The 24,531-nt window shown below is 67.3% G+C and carries 23 protein-coding genes and 1 pseudogene; 8 read left to right on the plus strand and 16 right to left on the minus strand.

Translation table 11 applies throughout. The features are described 5' to 3' along the window. Positions 1-184: 184 nt before the first annotated feature. Positions 185-1,339, minus strand: a complete 1,155-nt coding sequence (locus tag ACS5PM_RS23730) for a hypothetical protein (protein ID WP_439390184.1) — start codon at positions 1,337-1,339, stop codon at positions 185-187. 51 nt (positions 1,340-1,390) lie between these two features. After that, entirely contained in the window at positions 1,391-2,191 is an 801-nt protein-coding gene (locus ACS5PM_RS23735) for a DUF2272 domain-containing protein (RefSeq protein ID WP_439390185.1), read from the minus strand. A gap of 526 nt (positions 2,192-2,717) precedes the next feature. Between ACS5PM_RS23735 and ACS5PM_RS23740 the strand changes: the two genes are divergently transcribed. Continuing rightward, on the plus strand, positions 2,718-5,663 hold the full coding sequence (locus ACS5PM_RS23740; RefSeq protein ID WP_439390186.1) for a Ulp1 family isopeptidase: 2,946 nt from the start codon (positions 2,718-2,720) through the stop codon (positions 5,661-5,663). A 381-nt stretch (positions 5,664-6,044) separates the two neighbouring features. Here the strand turns inward: ACS5PM_RS23740 and ACS5PM_RS23745 are convergent, their stop codons facing one another. The 9 genes from ACS5PM_RS23745 to ACS5PM_RS23785 form a co-directional block, all read right to left on the minus strand. Continuing rightward, a complete protein-coding gene (locus ACS5PM_RS23745; RefSeq protein ID WP_439390187.1) occupies positions 6,045-6,365 on the minus strand; it encodes a type II toxin-antitoxin system RelE/ParE family toxin in 321 nt (106 codons plus the stop codon). Further along, a complete protein-coding gene (locus ACS5PM_RS23750) occupies positions 6,362-6,670 on the minus strand; it encodes a YlcI/YnfO family protein (RefSeq protein WP_439390188.1) in 309 nt (102 codons plus the stop codon). Before ACS5PM_RS23750 ends, ACS5PM_RS23745 begins: the two co-directional genes overlap by 4 nt. A gap of 326 nt (positions 6,671-6,996) precedes the next feature. Beyond that, positions 6,997-7,818: a 3-oxoadipate enol-lactonase gene (pcaD, locus tag ACS5PM_RS23755; protein ID WP_439390189.1), complete on the minus strand. Its 822-nt coding sequence runs from the start codon at positions 7,816-7,818 to the stop codon at positions 6,997-6,999. An 11-nt stretch (positions 7,819-7,829) separates the two neighbouring features. Then, positions 7,830-9,032, minus strand: coding sequence for a 3-oxoadipyl-CoA thiolase (gene pcaF, locus ACS5PM_RS23760; protein WP_439390190.1), 1,203 nt, complete (start codon positions 9,030-9,032; stop codon positions 7,830-7,832). An 18-nt stretch (positions 9,033-9,050) separates the two neighbouring features. Further along, a complete protein-coding gene (locus ACS5PM_RS23765) occupies positions 9,051-9,698 on the minus strand; it encodes a 3-oxoacid CoA-transferase subunit B (protein WP_439390191.1) in 648 nt (215 codons plus the stop codon). Next, positions 9,695-10,411 carry a 3-oxoacid CoA-transferase subunit A gene (locus ACS5PM_RS23770; protein ID WP_439390192.1) on the minus strand — a complete coding sequence of 239 codons (717 nt, stop codon included), beginning with the start codon at positions 10,409-10,411 and terminating at the stop codon, positions 9,695-9,697. The genes ACS5PM_RS23765 and ACS5PM_RS23770 overlap by 4 nt, the downstream gene beginning before the upstream one ends. A gap of 43 nt (positions 10,412-10,454) precedes the next feature. Further along, entirely contained in the window at positions 10,455-11,447 is a 993-nt protein-coding gene (locus ACS5PM_RS23775; RefSeq protein WP_439390193.1) for a Bug family tripartite tricarboxylate transporter substrate binding protein, read from the minus strand. Further along, a complete protein-coding gene (catC, locus tag ACS5PM_RS23780) occupies positions 11,444-11,761 on the minus strand; it encodes a muconolactone Delta-isomerase (protein WP_439390194.1) in 318 nt (105 codons plus the stop codon). Before catC ends, ACS5PM_RS23775 begins: the two co-directional genes overlap by 4 nt. A 26-nt stretch (positions 11,762-11,787) precedes the next feature. Beyond that, a complete protein-coding gene (locus ACS5PM_RS23785) occupies positions 11,788-12,999 on the minus strand; it encodes a muconate cycloisomerase family protein (RefSeq protein WP_439390196.1) in 1,212 nt (403 codons plus the stop codon). 94 nt (positions 13,000-13,093) lie between these two features. Here ACS5PM_RS23785 and ACS5PM_RS23790 point away from each other — a divergent pair, with 94 nt between their 5' ends. Next, positions 13,094-13,972, plus strand: coding sequence for a LysR substrate-binding domain-containing protein (locus ACS5PM_RS23790; protein WP_439390347.1), 879 nt, complete (start codon positions 13,094-13,096; stop codon positions 13,970-13,972). 35 nt (positions 13,973-14,007) lie between these two features. Here ACS5PM_RS23790 and ACS5PM_RS23795 read toward each other — a convergent pair whose 3' ends face one another. Beyond that, on the minus strand, positions 14,008-14,400 hold the full coding sequence (locus ACS5PM_RS23795) for an ATP-grasp domain-containing protein (RefSeq protein WP_439390348.1): 393 nt from the start codon (positions 14,398-14,400) through the stop codon (positions 14,008-14,010). Positions 14,401-14,859: 459 nt separating this feature from the next. Between ACS5PM_RS23795 and ACS5PM_RS23800 the strand changes: the two genes are divergently transcribed. The 3 genes from ACS5PM_RS23800 to ACS5PM_RS23810 all read left to right on the plus strand — a co-directional run bounded on the left by ACS5PM_RS23800 (position 14,860) and on the right by ACS5PM_RS23810 (position 17,074). Next, a complete protein-coding gene (locus ACS5PM_RS23800) occupies positions 14,860-15,342 on the plus strand; it encodes a GreA/GreB family elongation factor (protein ID WP_439390349.1) in 483 nt (160 codons plus the stop codon). A 103-nt stretch (positions 15,343-15,445) separates the two neighbouring features. Further along, positions 15,446-16,087, plus strand: a complete 642-nt coding sequence (locus tag ACS5PM_RS23805) for a hypothetical protein (protein WP_439390197.1) — start codon at positions 15,446-15,448, stop codon at positions 16,085-16,087. Between the two features lie 99 nt (positions 16,088-16,186). After that, positions 16,187-17,074, plus strand: coding sequence for a hypothetical protein (locus tag ACS5PM_RS23810; protein WP_439390198.1), 888 nt, complete (start codon positions 16,187-16,189; stop codon positions 17,072-17,074). Between the two features lie 89 nt (positions 17,075-17,163). On the opposite strand, the gene ACS5PM_RS23815 is transcribed toward ACS5PM_RS23810, so the two are convergent. Further along, positions 17,164-17,328, minus strand: a complete 165-nt coding sequence (locus ACS5PM_RS23815; protein ID WP_439390199.1) for a hypothetical protein — start codon at positions 17,326-17,328, stop codon at positions 17,164-17,166. 30 nt (positions 17,329-17,358) lie between these two features. Between ACS5PM_RS23815 and ACS5PM_RS23820 the strand changes: the two genes are divergently transcribed. Further along, positions 17,359-17,538, plus strand: coding sequence for a hypothetical protein (locus ACS5PM_RS23820; RefSeq protein ID WP_439390201.1), 180 nt, complete (start codon positions 17,359-17,361; stop codon positions 17,536-17,538). 83 nt (positions 17,539-17,621) lie between these two features. Next, the gene (locus ACS5PM_RS23825) at positions 17,622-18,764 is read left to right on the plus strand and encodes an Lcl C-terminal domain-containing protein (protein WP_439390203.1); all 1,143 of its coding nucleotides are present in this window, start codon (positions 17,622-17,624) and stop codon (positions 18,762-18,764) included. Between the two features lie 593 nt (positions 18,765-19,357). Here the strand turns inward: ACS5PM_RS23825 and ACS5PM_RS23830 are convergent. Next, positions 19,358-19,918, minus strand: coding sequence for a hypothetical protein (locus tag ACS5PM_RS23830; protein ID WP_439390204.1), 561 nt, complete (start codon positions 19,916-19,918; stop codon positions 19,358-19,360). A gap of 141 nt (positions 19,919-20,059) precedes the next feature. On the opposite strand from ACS5PM_RS23830, the pseudogene ACS5PM_RS23835 reads away from it, so the two are divergent. Beyond that, a pseudogene (locus tag ACS5PM_RS23835) lies at positions 20,060-20,209 on the plus strand (LysR family transcriptional regulator); the annotation flags it as partial. A gap of 281 nt (positions 20,210-20,490) precedes the next feature. Here the strand turns inward: ACS5PM_RS23835 and ACS5PM_RS23840 are convergent. Next, positions 20,491-23,217 carry a CoA-binding protein gene (locus ACS5PM_RS23840; RefSeq protein WP_439390205.1) on the minus strand — a complete coding sequence of 909 codons (2,727 nt, stop codon included), beginning with the start codon at positions 23,215-23,217 and terminating at the stop codon, positions 20,491-20,493. 14 nt (positions 23,218-23,231) lie between these two features. Next, positions 23,232-24,527, minus strand: coding sequence for an ATP citrate lyase citrate-binding domain-containing protein (locus ACS5PM_RS23845; protein ID WP_439390207.1), 1,296 nt, complete (start codon positions 24,525-24,527; stop codon positions 23,232-23,234). Positions 24,528-24,531: the final 4 nt, after the last annotated feature.

A 24,531-nucleotide genomic window follows, 5' to 3' on the forward strand; every position in this document is an offset into this window, starting at 1 on the left:
TCAGACCGATTCTCGAGATCGCCTAGTCCAATCGCTCGACGGCTCGTCGGTCAATTCGATGGCCTGGGCCCAGGCCCTTCGAATCAAGCCCACCAGGACCAATCCCGTGAAGGCTGTGTCTCTGGCGACATTCGGCATGTGGACCTCGGCAAGTTGAACGTTCGGCATGGTGGCAGACATGGTGTCAAGGCACTTCGGCCTTGACGCAGGTCTTCATCTGGCCCGGCAGACGCAGGGCGGCTTCGATCGCGTTGGTACTTGGGAATGCCTTGCCGCGTGCAGCGGTGACGAGCGGCGTCAATCCGCCGCTCACCGCCTGCAGCTGGCGAGTCAGTTCCTGGTGGTACGTCACCTTGGCTCTGAGCTCCTCCTGAAGCCGGACGTACGCATCCACCCGTTGCTTCAGCTCCGCGGAAATCGGTTTCCCGGCCTTGGGAACGACGGTTCCGGAGGCGAGCGCCACTGCGTCTGCGTCGCGGGTCTGGAATCGCTGGACCTCCGCCTGAAGCGGGCCCATGGCGCGCTGATTCTCGTCCACCGAGGCCTGAAGTCGCCGGATGCGCTCCAGTGAGTCTGTGCCTCCTGCACGTGCCTGAGCGAAAGCAGCCGCCTTCAGCTTTGTGTCGGCTTGCGACAGCTGCTGGTCCTTGACGGCGTTGACGATGTCGTCAGCCTTGGGAATCCGAACGGCCTTGGAGCTGACGTTTTCGTAGACCTTGTTGGCGATCTCCGAAAGCACGTCGTGAATATCAACGAGGAGACGAGAAAGAGCGTCGTATGCGTCCTTGGCCTTGTCCTCGCCTATCGCGTCATTGAGCTTGTCTGCGTTCATGGCAAAGTCGCCGCTGACGAACTGTCCCCATATGGACTTGGGGACGGCTTCGATCTCCCTGCGAACACAGTCCATGCTCTGGGCACCCTGGCGGTATGCCAGGGCCTGGGCTTCGACTTGGTAGCGATCCAGCACGAGGCCTGTGCCACCCGCTCCCGCCAAGGCCCATTTGGCGGCGGTCAGATTGCCCTTGACCGTGTTGTACGCCCCTGAGACGACCATCCCGAATTGGCCGTTGTTCAGAACATCTCTCTCAAGAAGAAGATGACGATCTGCCTGTCTCCAGGTACGTGCAAACAACTCGGCCTGATTCGCGCCGAACTCGGCGCTGGTGATCCTTGGAATGGCGCTGTCCTCGACGTCCGCCTGGAGCGCGTCCGCGGGCTTGAGCTTGGCGCTCCCTTCGGGAAACTTGACTTGAGAAGGAAGCGCCGCGCACCCCGAGATCAACAGCGCGGGCAGCCAGAGTGTCAATGCTTTCATGGCGGATTCGAATTTGAAGTTCATAGTAGGACTCGAGATCGGCACCTAGCGCCTCTAGATGCCTGGGACCATCGATCACGGCACGTCGTCGGCGCGATTGAAGAGCAAGGCAAACGCGTTCCCGGTCGGGGCGAGGAAGTCACCCGGTGCTAGGTCGAACTCGGAGATCGAGATCGAATCGTTGATGTTGCCGCCGATGGCAACCGCCCTCTGACCGACCGAGTCGACGTGAACGATGATGTCCGAGTGGGACCGATAGCTGTCGGAGTGCGCGGCCGCCTCGAAGTCGACGCTCGGAGCGAAGTCGGGGTTGTCGCGAACGACGATGTCCCCGGGACGGGGCTTGACTTCGTGAAGGCGCATGCCCCAGAACGGCACGCTCTGGTCTTGTGCTTGGCGGGCGCGTATCGCTTGGTACGTGAACTTGCTGTGAGCTGCCGCAAACCGGAATCCGCGATAGGCGGTGCCGGCGGTCCTCACAATGAATGAAATCGCCGCCGCCGACCAGGGCTGATCGCGATCTGTGCCATCCAGTTCAATGCCCAGGGCACGCCAGATCTCGCCCACGAACCCGGAGAACGGTTGGACGTGCTCCTTCCCGAGGCCTCGCTCGAAACGACGGTACTGGGTATGAACCTGGTCCAGCAAGGCTTCGCGTTGCGGATCCTCCAACGGGCGAAGGTACTTCGCCGAGACAAACCCCGCCTGCTCGGAGGCTCCGAGCAAGGCGTTGCAAGGGAAGAAGCCGTCCTGCGACGCGCCAGTTGTTTCGACCACGTCGAGCAGGAACAGTTGGCCCAGAACGTTGTGCGGTGACACCACGGGCTCGGACCGGAAGTTCAGGCCGCTTCGGTAGGCAGTGACGCGCATCTTCATGGTGAAGTCCTGAAGGCACAGAAGGCCGCGCGATGTGACCAGTCGAACCGGGTCCGGTCATCCCCAACGTTGTGGAGTCGCCTCTGGCGACGCTCCCGCCGCGAGAGACGGCTTGCACACGAGTTGGCAGGGCTCTTTACGTGTAGAACGAAATTTCGAGTTGAGTCCCGACAGGTCTAGGTGCGAAGGCGACCGGCAGCGCGTAGTCCGAACCGTCGGGCAGCACGCGCCCGGCTCCCCTCGTGGCCGGGGCCGACGCGCTGCACCGGCGCTTCGCTCGGGTCTTCGCCTGCGCTTCTGCGGCTTCGCCTTTACGGCGGGTAGCAGACGGCCGGTTCGCTCAAACTGCTGCCATGCCCGCGACGGAGCGCTGATCGCTGATGACGGACGAACTCCATGGATCTCGCGAAGCCAGTCTTCCGCGGGCTTCGCCGGATGTTGTCGCACCCGCGTAGCCTGACCTGCCGTCCTTGCGCGCAACGCGAAGCTCCACGCAACCTGGCAGTGACAAGAGAACCCCGCGCCCATGAAGTTCCCGGGAGACACCTCGAGGCCGCGTCTGGACCTGGAGAGCCATCGCCAGGCCACCGCGCACGCGGTCAGCCCGCCCGCGCAGGCCGCCCCGGCAGCCTCGACCGCTCAACCCGCCGGCATGCTGGGCCGGTTGAGCGACCTGCAGCGCGACCGCCGCCAAGCCGGCGATGCCGCAGCAGCCCTGGCGCCGCGCAGCGCGATGCCGGGCATCAGCGGCGCTCAACGGATGCCGGGCTCGCCGGCGGCATCGCCCGCGAGAGACGAGCGCCAGATCCCCGGTGCGGGCGCGGGCCCGTCGCACGCCGGCGGCGTCAACACCGAAGCCCGGGCCGCCGTGCATGACGGCCCGCTTGCGCAGGGCGCGGCGCCGCAGGCCGCCGACGAGCCACGCGTTCGCGCGCGGGATGACGCGGCGGACTTTCTCCGCCGGCAGGCCGGGGCCGCCATGCATGCGGGCGCCACGACGCTTCCGCCGCCGGACTTCGCAACGCACAGGCAACCCCACGCGCAGGACCTTCCGCTCATCGACCGGGTGCGCCAGGGGTTGGAGATGGCGATGCCTCCCCTTGCCTCGCGCACGAAGGCCAGCATATTGGGCCGGCTGACGCAGTTCAGCGCCTGGCTCAGGCAGATCGACAGGCCCGCCATGGACGGGCGGTTGTTCTCCGATCAATTGATGTCCGATGCCTGGAAGCTCGTCCGGCTGGGGGGCGACAACGCGACCCCCGCGGCGCTGAGGCACCTTTGCCACATCGAGGCGAGCCGCCTTGGCGTGGCGGAGGTTCCCAGGATCCAGCGCCGATACGCGAAGGCGGTGCCGGAGGCGGATCGGGCGTTCATCGACGCGGCGTTCGGCGCGTCGCGGACGGAGGTCGTCTATCGACATGCGGCACACAGTTTCAGCGAATGGCTCGCGGTCTCGGGACATCCCGCGTTGACCGATCCCGTGCACGATCCACAGGGGCTGGCAGGGCCAGCGCTCCACGCCGACCACATGGACGAACTGGTCCGCGCGTACGTGCAAAGCCCGAACGCCGCGCACCCGATGTCCGTCGGCTCGGCCCTGAAGCAATTGCGCCTCTTCGACCTGCACGGCGCGACGAACATCGGCACGCAGAGCCGGCATCTGGGCATCCCGGAAGTCGACCTGCGGCTCATCGACCGATACCTGGTGCGCAGCAACGCCGAGTTGCGCGCCAAGCCCGCGCCGGAACCCAAGTCGCGCGATGCGCGCCCGAAGGTGTCGCGCCATACCAAGTTCGACACCTATGCCCGCAAGGTGCGCAACTTCAGCGATTGGCGGCAACAGGAGGGCCTGCCGCCGATCGCCTCCCGGCTGGGGGACCCCGCGTTGCTGGCCGAGGTGGGAGCCTTTGCCGAACCCGGTACCAGCATGTTCAACCACACGAGGCTCGCGCTGAGGCAGATGGCTGCGATGTTTCCGCCGGAGCTTCCGGAGTTGACGTTCGCGCGCATCGGGCACGTCGCGTTCGTCAATGCGTTGGGTGCGCTCGCGTCGCACGCGAGCGTGGACGACGCGGCGCAACGCGTCGGCGTCAACGTGGACGACCTGCTGGTGTTCCTCGATGCCCGCGCAATGGATGGATTGACCGACGCCGGGCGGCAACTGGTGGAAAGCTTCGATGGCCGGGCGCGCCAGGGTGCCGATGCCAACATCGAACTGCGCAGGCAGGCGATGGCAGCGGGCCGGGCCGCGCGGCCGGGGCCCGAGCAGGCTCCGCCGCCGCGGGCCGCGGCGGCCCCGCGCTCGCGGGACGGTGGGGCGCGCGGTTCGGCGGCGGACTCGATCTTCAACGGCCTGAGCTCGATCGATTCCGTGTCGAGCCTTGGCAGCCGCCGAGACGTCGGGGTGCACGCGCCGGCGGTGGGGCCGCAGCCTGCGCCGATGGACTCGACCTTCAGCGGCCTGAGCTCGATCGGTTCCGTGTCGAGCCTTGGCAGCCCCCGAGACCCCGGCGTGAACGCGTCCGCGGTGGGGCGGCACCCTGCGCCGGCGGACTCGACCTTTGATGGCCTGAGCTCGATCGGCTCCGTGTCGAGCCCCGGTAGCCGGCGCGACTTCGACCTGAATACGCCGGCGATCGAGGAGCCGCCCGCGCCGGCGGGCTCGGCCTTCGATAGCCTGAGCTCGATCGCCCCCCTGTCGCGCCTCGGCGGCGGTCGAAGCGTCGATCCGGGCACGCCGTCGCAGGAGGTCACCGGGCCGGCCAGGGCGGCTCCCGCGATCGGCGACGTGGACCGGCGGGTGGTGCACGCGAGCGCCGCCGCGAGGCTGGCGAGCGACCCGTGGCTCGGCGACGAGGACATCCACCGCTACGCGACGGTCGCCCTGCACAGGATTGCCGACGAGATCGGCCCGCGGGGCCATGCGATGCTCGGGCAACTCGCCGTCGCGAACCCGGCGCAGACCGCGCTGATGCTGGATGGTGATGCGGCGCAGCGGGCCGACGTGCTGCAGCACCTCACCGCCCCCATCGTCTTCCTGCCCGTGAACGGCGCGAACCGGCACTGGTCGCTGTTGGTGGTGGACCGGGCATCGGGGCAGGCGGTCCACTACGACTCACTGATCCACCCGATGCGCATCGCCGAGGCCGCCTCCACGGCGCAGTTCCGGAGGGCACGCGACGCGGCGGTTCATTTCGGGATCGCGCAGACCGCGGCCATGCCGACGGCCCCGCAGAATGACGGGCACTCCTGCGGCGACCACGTGGCGGCCGGGATCGAGGAGCTGGCGCGCAGGCTGCTCAACCGCGGCTTCCAGGGAGTCTCGCTCGACCTTCGCGGGATCGTGCCCAGCCGCGCACGGGTCATCGAACTGGTGACGGAGCACGAGCGGTTCGCGGGGCGGATCCACGCCCGCCAGGCGGCGCCTGCGTCCGACAGCGAGCTCGCCGGGCCGAGCAAGAAGCGGCGGTGAGGGTGGCGGCAGCGCTCGCTTGCGCGCACGCGCCGGATGCCGGGCTCGCGATGCTCAGGCATCGGACCCGTCGTCTCAAGATGCCACGGCCGGGCGCTTACGGTCTAGGGTTGATCCTAGTGATGGAATTGCATGCCACGCCGCATCTGCTCGCGGCAACAGCCATGCAATACCTGCAGGCGGCCCCCTCACGACTGTCTGGTCTTGGCCGACTCCGGGTCTACATTGAGGTCGCCTACAGCTGACATTGGCAGGCGTGACCGTCGAATCGGCGGTCAGCTTCCCGAGGCAGCGGCGACCTCACACACCCGGCCAAAACCTGTCATCGCTCATAGGCGGCTTTCTGGACGGCCGGCGCCGGCCCAAGCCCATGAACCTCCGTCAGCGGTAGTCTCGTTCGTGATGATCTCTCGCCGCGAGCAACACGACGTCGGAGTCGCGGATCACGAAAAGAACGACGCACCCGCCTTGACCGAACGGGATGATCAGCTCGCGGAACTCCCTGTGCTCCTCCGATCGACGACAGGTGTGCGGCGCAAACGACAGGATACTCATCGCGCGCTCGATCGCATCGCGGAAACGGAAGAGGCACGTGTCGTCTGGTGTGTTGCTTGCCAGCTCGCGCTCGATGATGTGTTCCTCGAGCCGCACGATGTCCTCCTGGAACGCGACAGTCGGAACAACGCGAAAGCGTTCGCTCACCCGCCGGACCGCTTGTTCTTGACCTTCACTGCCTCACGGATGCGCTGCTGTGCAGCTCTGGCACGCTGCTCCATACCCTCAAGGAAGTCTTCGGACTTCATCAGGCCCGCTCCCTTGTCGGCGCTGCGCAATGCCTTCTTCGCGCGTGCGATGGCGGCGTTCTGCTCGGCTCGGAACTCTGCCTCGCGGCAAACAGCGTTCTCAATGAACTGCGTGAGAGATTCGCCTTCTCGCAGCACGGCTTCGAGGCTGGCCTTCGTCTCTGGCGCAACACGGATGGGTGGCAAGGTGGCGGAGCGACTCATCTGAGAATTGTATAGCGTTTGCAATACATTCTGCAAGGTAGAGCCACGCGTTCGGGCTGCTCAATGGGGAGCCGACGTATGGCGAGGTCTCCACCTGGCCCGAGTCATCGAGATCGAGCGGCAGGATTGGGGGGCGAGATCAGCGCTGCAAATGTCGCAGATGGGTCGTCAACCGCCCCGCGATGTGCCGCTTGAAAGCTGTCACCCGGAGGCGCCCATCTTGGTGTAGACACTGCCCGTCGAAGATGCGACTTCTCTCGCGGCGAGACCTTGCTCGCCCGGAGTCGTCGAGAGCGCGGGCAACGGCCCGCGCGGCGCTCTGGTCCTCAGGCGGGCAGCACCTGCCGCAGCCAGTCGTCCACCGCGCGGCGGAAGGCCAGGGGCTGTTCCAGCACGCTCAGGTGCGAGGCCTCGGGCAAGATCACCAAGCGCGCACCCGGGATGCCTTGCGCCATGACACGCGCCATCTCGGGCGGCGTGCCCTGGTCCAGCGCGCCCGCGATCACCAGCGCGGGCACCGCGATGCCGGGCAGCCGGGCCGTGGTGTCGACCCCGGCGATGGCCTGGCAACAGGCGATGTAGCCCGCTGCATCGCAATCCAGCACGCGGGCGCGCCAATGCGCGACGGTCTGCGGTTGTTGGGAATGGAAGCCCGCATGGAACCAACGTTGCAGCGCGCCGTCGACGATGGATTCCAACCCGCCCTGCTCGATGCCTGCGATGCGCTGTGCCCAGCCGGCCTGCGCGTCCGCTGGATAGCCCGACGTGGTGTTGGCCAGCACCAAAGCCCGCACGTGGCCCGGATGGCGCAGCGCCAGTTCCTGGCCGACCATGCCGCCCATGGACAGGCCGACCCAGACCACCGGCCCCAGCGCCAGGTCGTCGATCAGCCGCGCCGCGTCGTCGGCCAGATCGGCCATCGTGTACGGCCCGGCCGGTGCCTCGCTGCCCCCGTGGCCCCGTTGGTCGTAGCGCACCACCCGGCCATGCTCTGCCAGGTGATGCGCCAGCGCGTCCCACATCGTCAGGTCGCAGCCCAGCGCATGCGCCAGCACGAAGGTGGGACGGCCAGGACGGTCATCGCGCGGGTCCTGGACGTCGTAGCGCAGGCGCGGTGCGCTGGTCGTCAATCCGTTCACAGCGTTCATGCCTTGGCCCTTCACACCCGTTCCAGCACCACGGCGATGCCCTGCCCGACGCCGATGCACATCGTGCACAGCGCATAACGCCCGCTGGTCGCGTGCAGCCGGTTGACGGCCGTCGTCGCCAGGCGCGCGCCCGAGGCGCCCAGCGGGTGGCCCAGCGCGATGGCGCCGCCCCACGCGTTCACACGCGCGTCGTCGTCGGCCAGGCCCAGCTGGCGCAGCACGGCCAGGCCCTGTGCCGCGAAGGCTTCGTTGAGTTCGATGACGTCAATCTGGTCCAGCTTCAATCCGGTCAGCGCCAGCACCTTCTGCGTCGCCGGCGCCGGGCCGATGCCCATCACGCGCGGCGCCACCCCGGCGGTGGCCATGCCGACCACGCGCGCCCGGGGCGTGAGGCCGTGTTTCGCGGCGGTGGCTTCGTCGGCCAGCAGCAGCGCGCAGGCGCCGTCGTTGACGCCGCTGGCGTTGCCCGCCGTCACCGTGCCGTCGGGGCGCACCACGCCCTTGAGGTTCGCCAGCGCTTCCAGGCTGGTGGCGCGCGGGTGTTCGTCGGTGTCGACGACGAGCGCGTCGCCCTTTCTCTGCGCCACGCTCACCGGCGTGATCTCGCGCGCCAGGTGGCCGGCCTGCTGCGCCGCCACCGCACGCAGTTGGCTGGCCAGCGCCATGCGGTCCTGCGCCTCGCGCTCGATGCCGTACTCCACGGCGACGTTCTCCGCCGTCTCGGGCATGCTGTCGACGCCGTACTGCGCTTTCATCAGCTGATTGACGAAGCGCCAGCCGATGGTGGTGTCGTGGATGGCGTTGGCGCGGCCGTAGGCGCTCTCGGCCTTGGGCATCACGAAGGGCGCGCGGCTCATGCTCTCGACCCCGCCCGCGACCATCAGCCTGGCCTCGCCGGCGCGGATGGCGCGTGCCGCCGTGCCTACAGCGTCCAGGCCGGAGCCGCACAGGCGGTTGATGGTCCCGCCCGGCACGTCGATCGGCAGCCCGGCCAGCAGCAGCGACATGCGTGCGACGTTGCGGTTGTCCTCGCCGGCCTGGTTGGCGCAGCCGTAGAGCACGTCGTCCACGGCCGCCCAGTCGACACCCGGGTTGCGTGCCATCAGCGCGCGCAGCGGGATGGCGCCGAGGTCGTCGGCGCGGACGGATGCCAGCGCACCGCCGTAGCGGCCGAAGGGTGTGCGGATGGCGTCGCAGATGTAGGCGTGTGTCATGGGGATCTTGTCGGTGGGTCAGGGGCGGATGGGCAGCCCGAGCAGGTGTTCGAGTTCGTCGTGGCTCAGGCCCTCGACCTTGTCGATGAGGTGCAGGCCCTGCGGCGTGCAGGCCAGCGTGGCCAGGTCGCCATAGATGCGCTTGACGCAGGCCAGGCCGGTCAGCGGATAGGTGCAGCTGCGCAGCACCTTGCTGGCACCCTCGCGGGTCAGCAGGTCCATCATGACCCAGGTCTGCTTGGCGCCGATGGCCAGGTCCATCGCGCCGCCCACGGCCGGGATGCTGCCGGGCTCGCCGGTGCTCCAGTTGGCCAGGTCGCCGGTGGCCGAGACCTGGAAGGCGCCGAGCACGCAGATGTCGAGGTGGCCGCCGCGCATCATGGCGAAGCTGTCGGCGTGGTGGAAGTAGGCGCCGCCCGGGCGCAGCGTCACCGGCTGCTTGCCGGCGTTGACGAGGTCGTAGTCCTCGTCGCCCGGGGCGGGCGCGGAGCCCATGCCGAGGATGCCGTTCTCGCTGTGCAGCACCACCTCGATGCCAGGCGGGATGTGGTTGGCCACCGTCGTCGGCATGCCGATGCCCAGGTTGACGTAGGCACCGTCGAAGATGTCCTGCGCCACGCGGCGCGCGAGTTCGTCCTTGGTCCGACGCTGATGGTTCTTGCTCATGCTGCCGCCTTGAAGCCGCCGGCCGCCGTGGCCACGCGATCGATGCGCACGACGTGGCTGACGTGGATGCCCGGCGTGACGATGTGCTCGGGGTCGAGCATTCCGAGTTCCACCACCTCGTGCACCGTGGCCACGGTGCGCTTCGCGGCGGTGGCCATCACGGGGCCGAAGTTGCGCGCGGCCCTGCGGTAGACCAGGTTGCCCCAGCGGTCGCCGCGCTCGGCCTTGACCAGCGCCAGGTCGCCGTGGATCGGGTACTCCAGCACATACGGCCGGCCGTCGATGACGCGCGTTTCCTTTTCGCTGCCATCGGCGTTCCTTGCCAGTTCGGTGCCGTAGCCCGTGGGCGTGAAGAAGGCGCCGACTCCGGCCCCGGCGGCGCGAAGGCGCTCGGCCAGGTTGCCCTGCGGCACCAGTTCCAGCTCGATCCGGCCGCTGCGGTAGAGCGCGTCGAAGACCTGCGAATCGGCCTGGCGCGGAAAGCTGCAGATGATCCTGCGAACGCGGCCGGCGGCCAGCAGCGCGGCCAGGCCGCTGTCGCCGTTGCCGGCGTTGTTGTTGACGACCGTGAGGTCGCGCGCGCCCTGCTCGATCAGGCCGGCAATCAGTTCGTTCGGAATGCCGGCGGTGCCGAAGCCGCCGATCAGCACCGTGGCGCCGTCGGCCGTGCCGGCCAGCGCCTCGGCGACCGAGGCTGCGATCTTGTCTATCACGGGGTACTCGCTTTCAGAAGTCGTTGCGTGCCGCTGGCGCGCTTCAGTCCAACTGGATGCCGCGTTCGGCGATCAGCTTCGTCCAGCGTGCCGATTCACTGGCCAGGTGGGTGGCCAGCGCCTCGGGCGCCGAGCCCACGGCTTCGACGCCGATGGCATCGAGCCGGGCGACGACGTCGGGCTGCTTCATCGCGTCCAGCAGCGCCGCGTTCAGCTTGTCGATGACCGGCCGCGGCGTGCCCGCGGGCGCGAAGACCGCGAACCAGGGCGACACGTCATAGCCCGGCACACCGGCTTCGGCCAGCGTCGGCACGTCGGGCAGCGCCCGCGAGCGCTTCGTGGTTGTCACGGCCAGCGCGCGCAGCTTGCCCGAGGCGATGTGCGGCTTGGCCGAGGTGACGCTGTCGAACATGCTGTCGACCTGGCCGCCGAGCAGGTCGGCCACCGCTGGACCGCTGCCCTTGTAAGGCACGTGCAGCAGGTCGGCCCGTGCCATCGAGGTGAAGACCTCGCCGGCGAGGTGGATCGAGGTGCCGTTGCCCGCCGAGGCGTAGGTCAGCTTGCCCGGTGACTGGCGAGCGGCGGCGATCAGGTCCTGCACCGAGCGCGCCTTCGACTGCCCGGCGTTGACGACCAGCACGTTGGGCACCACGGCGAGCAGGCTGACCGGGGCGAAATCCTTCGCCGGGTCGTAGGCCAGCTTGCCGTAGAGCGGCAGGTTGGTGGCCATGCCGATCGAGGTGATCATGATCGTGTAGCCGTCGGCCGGCGACTTGGCCACCGAGGCGGCTCCGATGTTGCCGCCGGCACCCGGCCGGTTCTCGATGACGAAGGTCTGGCCCAAGGCCTTGCCGGCCCGTTCGCCCAGGATGCGTGCGATGGCGTCCATCGCGCCGCCAGGCGGAAAGGGCACCACCCAGCGCACCGGCTTGTTCGGCCAGTCGGTGGGCTGGGCCTGGGCCTGCGCAGACACCAGGGCCGTGGCCAGCACGCCCAGGCCGGCGGCGATGCGGGTGCAGAAGTGGCGCTTGTTCATCTTGTCTTCGCCTCTTGTTCGGCAGGGCGCACCGCTTCGGCCAGGGCCGAAGGGTGTCGCGCCAGCGGCGTCACGTGAAGCTTCATGTAGGGGAACAGCGGCAGCTTCGACAGCAGGGTGTGCAGCTCGTCGTTGGACGCGACGTCGAAGACGCTGTAGTTGGCGTACTCGCCGACCACGCGCCACAGGTGCTGCCAGCGGCCGTCGCGCTGCAGGTCCAGCGCGTAGGCCTTTTCGCGGGCCTTGATTTCATCGGCCTGTGCGGTGGGCAGGTCGTGCGGGATAAGGACGTCCATCCGGACCAGGAACAACATGGTGGGGGCTCCTTCAGGTAAGGTGTTCAGGCCGTGGCGGCGAGGCGGCCGAGATCGACATGCGTGGCGTTGAGCCCCGCTCGCGCGCGGTCGAAGCGCGACAGCTGCGCCAGGTCGACCTCCACGCCATAGCCGGGGCCGTCGGGCAGCTGCAACTCAAAGTCACGGATCTCCATGCGCGCGGTGACGACATCGTCCACCAGCAATTGCGGGCCGAAGAGTTCACAGCCGTGGTGCTGCGGGCCCAGCGTGCTGAAGGCGTGCGCGGCGGCGGCGCTGCCGATCGAGGTCTCGAGCATGGTGCCGCCGTACCAGCCGATGTCGGCGGCCTCGGCCACGGCCGCCACCTGCAGCGTGCGCAGCAGGCCGCCATGCTTGGCCACTTTCAGCGAGAACACCTGTGCGGCCTGGGCCTTGGCCAGGCGCATCGCGTCCTGCGGCGTGCACACGGTCTCGTCGGCCATGATGGCCGCACGGTCGCCGAGCGTGGCCGCCAGCGTGGTCAAGGCCTCGACGTTCCATTTCGCCACCGGCTGCTCGATCAGGGTCACGCCCGCGTCGATCAGGGGCGGCAGCCAGCGGCGGGCGGTGGCGCCGTCCCAGGCCTGGTTGACGTCCACCGTCAGCGTGGCCTGGCCGTCGAGCGCGCGAGCGATCTGTGCCACGTGGGCCACGTCCTGCGCCGGCTCCCGGGCACCGATCTTCAGCTTGAAGATGCGGTGACGGCGCTGCTGCAGCCGAAGCTGCGCTTCCTCGATGTCGCGTGCCACGTCGCCGCTGGCCAGCGTCCAGGCCAGCGGCAGGCTGGTATGGCAGCGGCCGCCCAGAAGCTGCCAGGCCGGGACGCCCAGCGTGCGCGCCACGGCGTCGATCAGCGCCATCTCCACCGCGCTCTTGGCGAAGGCGTTGCCGCGGCAGGCGAGGTCCATGCGCGCCAGCGCGGCGCTGAACTGGCCGCCGGGCTGGCCCAGCAGCGCTGGTGCCAGATGGCCTTCGATCGCATGAAGGATGCTTTCAGGCGACTCCTCGTTCCACGACGGCCCGCCGATGGTGGCGGCCTCCCCGAAGCCACAGGCGCCATCGGCCAACCAAAGCTGGACGATGACAGGGCTCTGCCGGCTGATGGCGCCGAAGGCCAGCTTGTGCGGTCGGATCGTCGGGATGTCGAGGATGCGCGCCTCGATGCGCTCGATGAGCCAGTGTCCCGGCGTCGGGAGGAGTCTTGGGTGGTGTTGCATGCCCCGACGTTAGGGCGACTGCGCCTACAGCTCAAATGACATATTTCTGATGAACCGTTCGATGCTGACGAACGGTAGGCGCTACGATGCGGCGATGGAACTCCGTCAGTTGCGCTACTTCCTCGACATCGCCGAGACTGAACACCTCACGCAGTCGGCACAGAACCTGTTCGTCACGCAGAGCACGCTTTCGCACGGCCTGCGCCAGCTGGAAGAGGAGTTGCAGGTTCAGCTTTTCGAGCGCCTGGGGCGGGGCCTGAGGCTGTCGCATGCCGGCGTCGAGTTCCGCAGTTACGCCACTCGCGCGCTGAAGGAGATCGAGGCTGGTCGCATGGCGCTGTCCGAGCTCTCTGGCCTGCAGTCGGGTCGGCTCACGATGGGCGCGATCCCGACCTTCCTGAACACCGTCGTGCCAGTCACGGTGGGTGCCTTCAGCCGTGACTACCCTGGCGTCGCGATCGAGGTGCGCGAACTGCGCGCCGGGCCCATCGAGGAGCAACTGCGCAGCGGGGAGCTCGACCTGGGCATCGCCTTCCACCCGACGACACACGCCGAGATCGAGACCGAAGCGCTGTTCGACGAACGCATGCTGTTGGTGGTGGCGCCAAAGAACCCGCTCGCCAGACGGCGCACGTTGGCGCTGGGGGCGCTTGCGGGTGTGCCGCTGGCGCTGCTGCCACGCAGCTTTGCCACACGGCGCCTGATCGACGCCAGCCTGCAAGAGGCTGGTGTCGAGGCCACGGTTCGCATAGAGATGGCATCGGTGGAGTCTCTCCTCGTGGTGTGCCGCCACGGCGACGTGGCCAGCATCGTGCCGGAGCGCGCCGCTCGGCTGGCACCCGATCTGCGCGCCATCGCGCTGACCGCGCCCAAAGTGGTGCGGCACGCGGGCATCCTCTGGCGCCGCGGCGCGTCGCGCAGCGCGGCGGCACGCGAGTTCGCAACGAGGCTGCGCGAGGCGCTACGCCGTTGAGGCGGGCTGGTCGACCGCGCGATGCCCAATGTCGATCAGCTCACCATCAGAAGGGCCGTGGTCATGTTTGGCATCGCGTCGGACGCACCGTCATAGTGGTGGATTCCGACGATGTCGTTTTCGACTACGTAGACGCGATATTCGGAACGCCAAGAAACCACCTCAGAGCACCACACTTCCTGACGCCGACTGGTAGCTCCCAGATACATGAAGTCGCTCGGCGAAGCGAATACCCTTCCGGTGAAGCTCCTTCGAAGGAACGACGGATTGGCGAAGACGGGTTGGCCGGCTTCGCCGAAGATTCGGCGGTCGACTTCGCCAAGCACATCCTTCCAAAGGTGGTTTCGAAGAAAGGGCAGGGGAGCGTCCGCAAGGCGACGGTGACCGTGCCTACCGAGTTGACTGGCGACCGACCGGGTACGCCGCAGACCTGCCGCTGACTTTAAAAGTCAGGTCCAGATTGGGCAGCGTCATTCGCTGTCCGGGGCCTGAATGTCAGCGCGCCCGATCACCAGACCTTCGTCGGCCCGCGCGGCGGACGCCCGCTGCACATACGTCACCGGGTAGTCGCCCGTTGCGGCCAACCAATGGCTCGCGAATGGCTCCATCCGGCCGCGCTGGTAGGCGTCACCCGACCTTCAGCTGCCATTCGCGGTTCTCCGGAACCGTCCGACAGACACGCCTCGGCTCCACGCGTTTCGTACCCGATAAGCGGCCTTTCATGGCCTCCGGGGTCGGCCGGTTCCTGCCGTTCGATGAACGGAAATGCGCGACAGGTCGGTTCTCATGGCTGAAGTTGACCTGCAGCCAACAGAAGCGTCGAAGGCTGGTGGAGCCCTTCATAATCAACACCTGACCCCCGCTTGTTCGAGATTCCGATCTTCATCATGGATAAATCCTTGCTGCAGCAGCAGGTGCTGGAACGGCTCGCCGAAGACCTGCTGCATGCCGAACAGGCAATGCGGGCGGCGCATGAAACGGCGACTCACGAAGAAAACATTGCCGAGAACAAGTACGACACATTGGGACTCGAAGCCGCCTACCTGGCCACCGGCCAGGCTCGTCGCGCAGAAGCCATACGCCAGGCGATGGCCAATTGGCGCCAATTCCGCCCGCGTCCCTACGACGCCAGCAAAGGTATACAGCTCGGCGCGTTGGTCTGCCTGGTTGATTCCGACGACAAGCAGCACCAGCTCTTTCTCGGCCCGGATGGAGGCAGCATGAAGTTGGTCAGCGGCGCCAAGCTCGTCCAGGTCATCAGCAGCGAAGCTCCTTTGGGCAGGGCCATGCTGGGCAAATGCGAGGGCGATGAGGTGTCGATACTGGCCGCTCCAATCCGACAGCAGTTTGAGGTGCTGCGGGTTCACTAAGCCGCAAGCAAGTTCACGCCGAACTGATCAGAGATTACTCGCCACGACAACCGACCCCTTGGCGAGGTCACCGCCGCCGTGCCGCACGTAGCATAGCCACTCCATGCAAGCAAGAACCGCTTACGCATGCCTGCTGGCCCTCGGTGCAGTCCTGCACTTGGCCCTCCTTTTCAAGCCGCCGAGCCGCGGCCAGCTGGCCTTCTACATTTGCTGGCTGTTGATCAGTGCTGCCTGTGCCGCTTTCGTGTCCGCACGGTCGTCCGGCCGGCCTCAGCACGTGCAACAGCATCGCATCCGACGTGCCACGCCGAAGGCGGAGGTGGCCAACCTATGGGTGTTCGGGGGCATCGCCGCCATCGGGCTACTGATCCATTTGTTCGGCCCCTACGAGGTGACGCGCCTCTCCCGCCACAGAGTGCTATGGAGTCAAAGCATCGCCATGACGATCATGTTCGCCCTTTGCGCTGCCGGCTGCTGGGGACTGCTGCGCGGCAATCCCGGCGACACGACGGCGCCCATCCCCGATGGCTCCCAGGTGGTGCGCATCGGCTCGTGGTTGCGGCGCTCGGCCGGCGTGGCGCTGGCGGGCTGGGGGCTGTGGATGCTGGTGCTCGGAGCCCGGCGGTGGGGGCAGGCGCCAGGCGGCGTGGACCGGATGATCAACCTCACCTTCGTCGTCGGTGGCGCGCTGATGCTGCTTCTCGGCCTTGCCATCGCGCTACGCGGTAGTCGAAGTGGCACCTGAAGACGGCGATGACGGCCTGAAGGGCTGGAGATGATCTAGCGCAGGTTGTCGCCGGGCCCGTCACTAGCATGGTGCCTCGCGAATTCGCTTGGGGGCGTCATGAGCAAGCTTCTCTTCCGCGTGTCGGCTCTGGCAGCGGTGTCAATCACGGCGCTATCCGTCCAGGCATCGGCATTAGCAATCGAGATCCTGTGGGATCAACGTGACGGCGACTCAGGTATTGGAATCTCGTCGCAGAACTTCGAAGCCAGCTTCGATATTTACGACACCCAATCGGCGGACGATTTCATCGTGCCGACGGGCGAAACCTGGGTCATCAAGACCATCGAGGTCATTGGAAACCACTTCAGCGGCACCCAGCAGCCCATTCGCTCTATGCGCGTTACGCTGTACCGCAACCGCGCTGAAAGGCCAGGCCGGCCAGGAGCGGTCTTGCATGACTTCCCGGAGGCTCAGGCGGATCCGCTCGATTGCGTTGGGTGCGGCTCCTATCTTGTCCATTTATCGGAACCGGTCGAACTGCACCAGGGTAGACACTGGTTGGGCCTGCAAGCCAATCTGGATTATCAGAACGGCGGCCAGTGGGGCTGGGAGGCGTCGAAGACACGGCACGGCAGACCAGCGGTGTGGCGAAATCCCGGAGGTGGTTTCGCCACCGGTTGTGCTGACTACCAGCGGATGCTTCATTGCATAGGTGATTTGGGCCAAGGTGCCGACTTTCTGTTCGCCTTGCACGGCAAGAGAAGAGCTCCGAACCAGCTGACCCTCCCGAATAGCCGGCGGACAAACCGTCAGGCCGGAGCCGGGGAACCGGAAGGCCGATTCGAATCCTCGCCAGGAATCCTCATCCGACGCCTGGCGAACACACTTCCGGACTGGAGCCCCCCGAAAAAGCCAGCAACCACACGGGGATTGACGGACTTCGCTACGACCCGCGGCCCTGACGAACGACGGCATTCGTTGGAGCCGTCAGGTCCGAGCCGATGACAGTTCCTGCCGAGTGGCGTCGATCACTTCATCCCCGGCATCGTGGTGGACGCGAACACTTCAGCCCGGCTGGCGCTCACCTGCTACTTCTACCCGAGCGCCAGTTGCTCGCAAAGCAGTTGCCAGCGTTCAGTCGGCTTCGTGTCCTCGATCGATGGCGGCGCCACCTGGAGCGCACCGGTGACGCTGCCCGGCCCGATGAAGCTGACCGACCTGGCCAACACGAGCCAGGGCATGATGGTGGGGGACTCCATCTCGACCTCGTTCGTCGGCAGGAAGGCGAGATGCCGTTCTACGCCGTGGCCAAGCCGAAGAGCGGCTGGGTGTTCGACGAAGCCATGCATGCCAGCAAGGTGAAGGTGCCGGCGCTGGGGGAGTCGTATCCGCTGCGCGTGGTCGACGAGCCGGTGCTTTCGACCCAGGGTGACACGAGCCAACCCATCCGCCCGCTCATCATCCAGTAACACTTCGGTGGGCGGAGCCTGTCGCCATTCTTCCTTCCATTCCGTCTGAGCAGATGCGCCCGACATTCAAGGAGGAACGCCCCATGCAACGACTGTTGTCTTCATGCGCCGCCGCCTGTGCTTCAGCCGCCCTGGGGGCCGCGCCCTCGGCGGCATCGGCGGCCCAGACTTCGTTTCCTCGCCTGCTCAACGACACCGGCTCGGTCACGTGCTACGTGCCTGACCGGGGCGGCACCGAGATCCCCTGTGACGGCACAGGGCAGGATGGCCAGTACGGCCGTGATGTCACCGACTGGCGGAAGTTCGATGGCCGTGGCGGCTTCAGCTACCGCAAGATCAGCAGCACCGGCGAGCCGCTGCCGGCTTCGGCCACCGAATGGGCCTGTGTGCAGGACCGCATCACCGGCCTGATGTGGGAGATGAAGACCGCCGATGGCGGGCTGCATGACGGGCTGCGCACCTACACGCAGCTGAATAACGGCGACTCCGACGACGTGAGCGGCTTCGTGCGCGAGGCCAACCAGGCGGGGCTTTGCGGGCACAACGACTGGCGGTTGCCCGCGCGGATGGAACTGCAAAGCATCATCGACCTGGGGCACCACGCGCCACTGGTCGTCGATGGCTGGTTCCCCAACACGCCGGCCTCGTACTTCTGGGCGTCGACGAAGAGCGCCGACGATGCAGCCTACTGGTCCGCGGGCTTCAAGAACGGCGCCGTGCTGGACCTGCAGCCCGGCAGCAGCTCGAACGCGGCGCGTCTGGTGCGCGGCAAGAAATTCCTGCCTGGGGAGCATGCGGAGGGCCGCTACGTCACCGATGGCGACAAGGTGACCGACTCGAGCACGGGCCTGGTGTGGCGCCGTTGCCCCGAGGGAATGGGCTGGGACGGCGTGACCTGCGCCGGCGATCCACTGCGGGTCAAGTGGAGGGCGGCGCTGGACCTGGCCCACGCGGCCCACTACGACGGCGCGTCATGGCGCTTGCCCAATGCCACGGAGCTGTTCAGCCTCGTCGATGACAAGCGCGACTTTCCGGCCATCGACGTGGACGCGTTCCCGGGCATCGCCGGGATGTCGCTGCCATGGTTCTGGACCGCTACACCGGAGTTGCCGACGCGCCATGCCACCAGCATCACCGCGGTCTGGCATGTCGATTTCATGTCCGGCTCCCTCACCACCGAAGACCTGGCCGCCAGCCGCGCCGTGAGGCTGGTGCGGGTCGACTGAGAGTCGTTTGCGTTCAGCCCAAGCTACTGATCTCGCACCAGGCGCGAAGCGACGCAGTCGATCAGCAGGCCCCGGCTGCACGCGAACGTGTGGCACCGATGAAATCGACGCAGCGCGGCGTCGGGTCGGTGGGGAAGGACGAAGAGCTCCACAGCATGTCGTTCTTCCGAGCCTAGCGACATCAAGCCGGACAGCGTCGAGTACCTACAGACGCCTACCTTTCCGCCTCGCCTACCATCGAGAGCACGGAAGGTGCTCAGCGCGAATGCTCAGTGAACCTGCCAGCTTCGACGTGCTAAGGAGACTCCCTTGAATCGAGCAGACCGACGAGCATCGGTTCCGACTTCCTACCGGTCCCATCGGTATTCGAAGGCCCCCCTCGATGAACTGCACAAACCCCCAAAGCAGGGCGTGTTCGCCGGACGAATACATCGGCCCGACTGGAGCTGATCGCGTGCCAGGAGCGCCAGCGACTGCCTTGCGGCGATCAACCCGCTGCGGCTACTGTCACTGATGGGTCATTTGTTGAGCTCGCCCAAGGCCGAAGCGGTCACACGAGCAAGGGTTTGCCGGGAACTTCGTGCGGGCACAGGTCATCCGAAGTGCATCTGGTACTTCGCGCCGTCGGAGAACAGGCACACGCCCGTGCCCAGCGTCGGCCCGCTGATGAGGTACTCGCACTGCACGTTCACGCCCTTGCTGCCGAAGGCGTTGGCGATGCCGCGGCGGCCGCTGAAGTTGCGCGACGCGCTGCCCAGCACCTCGTTGTGCAGGCGGCCGAAGGCGGCGTAGTTCGCGTCCACGCGCGTCGCTTCGCCCTGCAGCGTGTCGCCCAGGTAGGCAAGCGTGAAGCTGCCGCGGCCGGTGTGGCTGTCGACGACGATGGCCGTGAGCATGCCGCCCTGGTTGGCCTGCGGATTGAGCGGGTACAGGCGCACGCTGAGCACGCCCGGCTGCGGCGGCGCGCTGGGTGCAGGCGGCGTGACCACCGTGACGCTGGTCGGCTCGCGCGCCGCCGCGGGCCCGGGCGGATAGGCCTGCCCGGTGCGCGGATCCATCGGCACGACGTAGCAGGCGGAGAGCCCGGCGAAGGCGGCGGCGCAGGCCGCGAGGAGGGCAAGGCGTGAGACCGTTCGGGGCGAATGAGTGTTCATGCGTTCTCGGGTGACGCGGCACATGCCGCCGGCGAAGAATCCGCGGGCCGCACGGTGCACGCAAGGCGCAAGGGCGCGGGTATCGAATCGCGATACCGTGCGTCGCGGCGAACGATGCGCGGCGCCGCGATACTTGCCGCCATGACGCTCACCGAACTCCGCTACATCGTGGCGGTCGCCTGCGAGAAGCACTTCGGGCGTGCCGCCGAGTGCTTCGTCTCGCGGCCCACGCTCGGCATGATCAAGAAGCTCGAGGAAGAGTTCGACGTGAAGATCTTCGAGCGCGGCGCCCCTACAGCGGCGGCTCAGGCCAGCGTGTCTCGCCCGGCCGAACGACAGCAAGGGTGCCAGGCACCGTGCATACGAACGGCGGTTGCCGCACACCGCAACCGCTGCATCGCTGCCTTTGGCGACGTAATGGCTAGGGTGATCATTGGCTCAATCGTGCGCTTGACGTGCGGACAAGAGGATCCGAACTGCGTGGCCTCGCAGGGCTGGCCGAAGATGTCCCTTGACCGAGGCGGGCGCAGCCCGTTGACGGGTCAACCTCCCTCAGTCAAGAGCGATCCGGATCACGCCACGAACTGGCACTGCGAGGCCGGGCTGCGCGTGTCCATATTGCGGCCCCGATTCAGGTGATCGTCGATCTCGGCCGCACAGCCCAGCATGCGCGGGTACAGGAAGATCGTGAAGGCCGCCGTCTCGAGTTCGCGTTCGCCGATCTCGCCGGACTGCAGAGGCTTCCATAGCATCTTCAGCAGCAGGGCGGCAATCACCGCGTCGATGTTCACGCAATAGACGTTGCGCGACACGCCGGCATCGAACAGCTGCTGCACCAGCTCCTTGTAGAAGGCATGGAAGACATTGCTCTCGCCGCGTTCGGCAAAGACCTTGGCGATGAACACCTCGCGCGGGTCCAGATTGACCGGCTTGTCCTTGAAGATGGGATGGTTCACGCCTGGCAGCTTGGCGATGTCGAGGCTGCCTGAGGTCTTCTTGCGCGACTTGTACTCGGCATAGCGGGCCACGGCCGTGGCGGCCAGCGCGTGGACATCCACGCCAGGGTCAGGCGCGCTCGGGTCGGCGAGCTCGGTGCCGCGGAACTGCTCGCACAGGTAGGCGATGCCTTCGTAGCCATTGCCGCCGTGCGCATAGCCGGTGTGGGTCAGGAAGCCCATCAAGGCCTTGTTGAGCTGCACGCGCTCGGGCTGCTCCGGCCCATCGGCCGACACCGCCCCCTTGGCGCCCTGGGCCGAGATGGCGCCGGGGCCGTTGGTAAGCAGCAGGCCGATGAGGGTTTCGAAGGCGAACAGGTCGCCCTTGCCCGGCGCCCGGCCCAGCAGGGCGGCAAAGCCGATCTCGCCGAGACTCGCCTTGCCCAGCATGTCGGCCGTGGTGATGCCGCAGAAGCGCTCGGGCTCGTGGCGCGCCGCGTCGGCCGACGCGCCTATCAGCGTGCCGAACAGCTGCAGCCACCAGGGGAAGCTCTCGGCCGTGGCGAGCGAAATGCGCTTGCGCGACAGCGGGCCCCAGGCCAGCGTGGCCGAGATCGCCGCGAGCACCGCGGCCTCGGTCGGATGACCCGGAAGGTTGCTCAGCCAACGCAGGAAGACCGAGCGCCCGCCACGGGTCTGAACACCGGCCAGCAGGGCCTGGGCGCGCGGGTCGGGCTGGTCGGTGGTCAATGCGGGCAGGCCCGCCGTGTCGACCTGGGTGATGTCGAAGCTCTCGCTCAAGGAGGCGCCGAACTCCATCCCCAGGCCGGCGGCATGGAAGCGCTCGATCATGAAGGACAGCGCGCTGCGAGCGGCCTCCTGGCGCTTCGGGCCCACGATGGCCGCTGCGGCCGCCAGCACCGCGTTGGGCGCGTTGCCGGCCTCGCGGCTGGCCTGCGCCGCGGCGAGCTCGGGCCGGCCGTGCAGGTTGACGTAGGCCGCCACCGCCGGCGCGATCAGCTTGCGGTCGTTCTGGCCGCCGGCGTCATGCACCAGGGCGAGCGCCACGTTGCTTTCAAAGGGCAGCATCGCCGCCTCGAGCATGCTGGTGCCGTGCAGGCTGCTGACCTGCGTCTTCGCGTCCATCTGCGAGGCGCCCGAGGCATCCTTCATCGATTGGCGCGGCACCACGCCGCCGATCTGCTGGTTCAGCAGGGCTATCTGCTCGTTGTAGGGCGCGACCGCCTGGACCACTGGCAGGCGCATGTCCTCGGGCAGGTCCAGCCCCTCGTCGGAGCCGAACCAGGCCTTCAGCGCCAAGTTGCCTTCGGGTGCAAAGTCGGGCAGCGTGGCGTTGGCGCGCATCACCGCGGTCAGCGCGGCCGGGATGTGCGCGATGTTGGTCACCAGCGCGCCCTTGGCGGAGAACACCGGCTTGTCGGGCGTGAAGATCGCGTCCACGCCGAACTTGTCCATGAACCAGCGTTCCTTGGCCTGCGCATCGTCGGTGCCGCCGGCCATCGCGCCGGCGTGCCCGACCGCGCGGGTGAGCTTGCTCTTCCAGCGCCCCACCACGCAAGCGACCACGGGCTTGGTGAACTTCGCGTCCAGCTCGTAGTAGCCGCCGGGCTCGCAATACAACACCGCCGCCTTGCTGCGCGCATCGTTGGCGAGCGCGAAGGCGAACTCCGGCGCGGCGTAGTGGATGTAGACATCCTTGCCGCTGGAGATGACCGTGGTCGTTCCCCAGCCGGCCATGCGCAGGTACTGCGCGATCGTCGTCGAGAAGCCGCCGGAGTTCGAGAAGATCGCGATCGAGCCGGCGCGCAGCGAGTCGCCCGGCTTGTCGCCGCCGAGGGCGCCACCGATGCGGACCTGGTTCCACGAATCGGCCACGCCCAGCCCATTGGCGCCGAAAATGTCGATGCCGTGCTGCTGGCCCATCGCGCGAATCTCGCGTGCATCGTGGACCGAGATCTTCTCGGTGATGATGAAGATCTTGCGCAGGTCCGGGTTGACGCGGATCAGCTCGGCCACGCCGTCGCGCGCGGCCGAGGGCGGCAGATAGACCACGCCGCAGTTGAAGCGGTGCCCGGCGGCGAGCCCGTCGCGCACGTTGTTGTAGACGGGAATGTCGCCGATGGGCGTCGGCAGCACCGCGCCGCCCTTGCCGGGCGCCGTGCCGAACACCACGTTGCCACCCGAGTAGGCGTGGCTGACTGGCGTGACCTCGCTCGACTCGCCGCCGAGGATGTTGAGCACGCAGACCCGGTCGTCGCGGGTCGCTACCTGCGTCAGCGAGCTCAAGCCCACGTGGTACTTGAAATCGCCGACGCTACGGTTCTGCCATTGGGTGGTTTGCATGATCGGCCTCGCGTTCAAGCAGTTTGGACGGGTTCGGCGGTGCCCAGGCCCAGCCGGGCGGCCACCTGCTCGCGGCCGCCGGCCTTCATCCAGGCGTCGGCGCGCTTGGCGAACTGGATCACCTCGCTCATGTCGGAATCGAAGCCGAACAGGCGATAGGGCAGCCCCAGCGCATCACAGGTGTCGCGCAACGCCCCCATGCCACGCACCAGGTTCGGCCCGCCGCGGCCGGCCACCACGTACAGCGGCGTCGGCCCGTGCGTGCTGAAGTGCTCGCGCAGCGCATCGGCCATCGCGCGGAAGGTCTCGAAGATGTCGGTGTTGTTCGACTTGCCGCCGATGATGAACAGCACGTTGCTCTGCTTGATCCAATGCTTGAAGCAGATCCGCGCGACCGACTTCATCTTCTCGTAGGGCGGGTTGCCGCCGAAGTCCGAGCTGATGATCGCGTCGTCGCCGAGCATCTCGGTGACCAGCGAGTTGGCGCCGCCGCCGAAGGTTGGCGCGAGCACCGTGCCCTTGTCGTTGATCACGTAGACGTCGCTCTGGCCCTGGTGGGTGCGCAGGGTGTTGATCTCCTGCTCGAAGGCCGAGTAGTCGGCCGCGAAGAGCTGCGCCGGCAGGTTCAGGCGCAGCCAGCGGGGGTCGTCGCGGTCGAAGCCGCACTTGAAGTCGCAGGCGACCGGGGTCAGGCGCCCCTTCTTGTCCTGCCGCATGCGGATCGGGTTGAGCTCCAGCGTCGTCATGCCGAAGTTGTGGAACAGCTCCCACAGCTTGGGCAGCTGCTGCACCAGCGGCGAGATGATTTCCTTGGGTGCGCCGATCTCCGTCAGCGCATTGGCCACGACGAATGCCTTCAGGCCCGTCAGCGGGTCGAAGGGCACCATCGCGACCTCGCTCTTGTCGAGCTCCTCGATGTCCATCCCGCCCTTGTGCGTGAGCGTCATCATGGGGGCGCGGAAGTGCGTCGAGTCTGTGATCGAGAAGTACACCTCGTGTTCGGCCGGCACACCGGCCTCGAAGGTCACGCCGTTGGCCTTGGCGCGGACGTGGCCGACCTTGTGCTCGGCGAAGTACAGCCGCTCCTTCTCGGCCAACGCCGTCTGCAGGTCGGTCGCCCGGCCGAGCAGGCCGGCCTTGCCCTTTTTGCCGATGCCGCCCTTGAACACCGGCTTGACGAAGACCAGGCCGTGCTTGTCGATCATGGCCTTGATCGCCTCCTCGCTCGCATCGGGGCCGAGCACCTCGGTGGCCGGGAAGCCTGCGAACTCGAGCAGGCGCGAGCCGTGCAACATGCCGGTGATCTGCATGGGG

Source organism: Ideonella flava (genome assembly GCF_051857595.1).
Lineage (GTDB): Bacteria > Pseudomonadota > Gammaproteobacteria > Burkholderiales > Burkholderiaceae_C > Ideonella.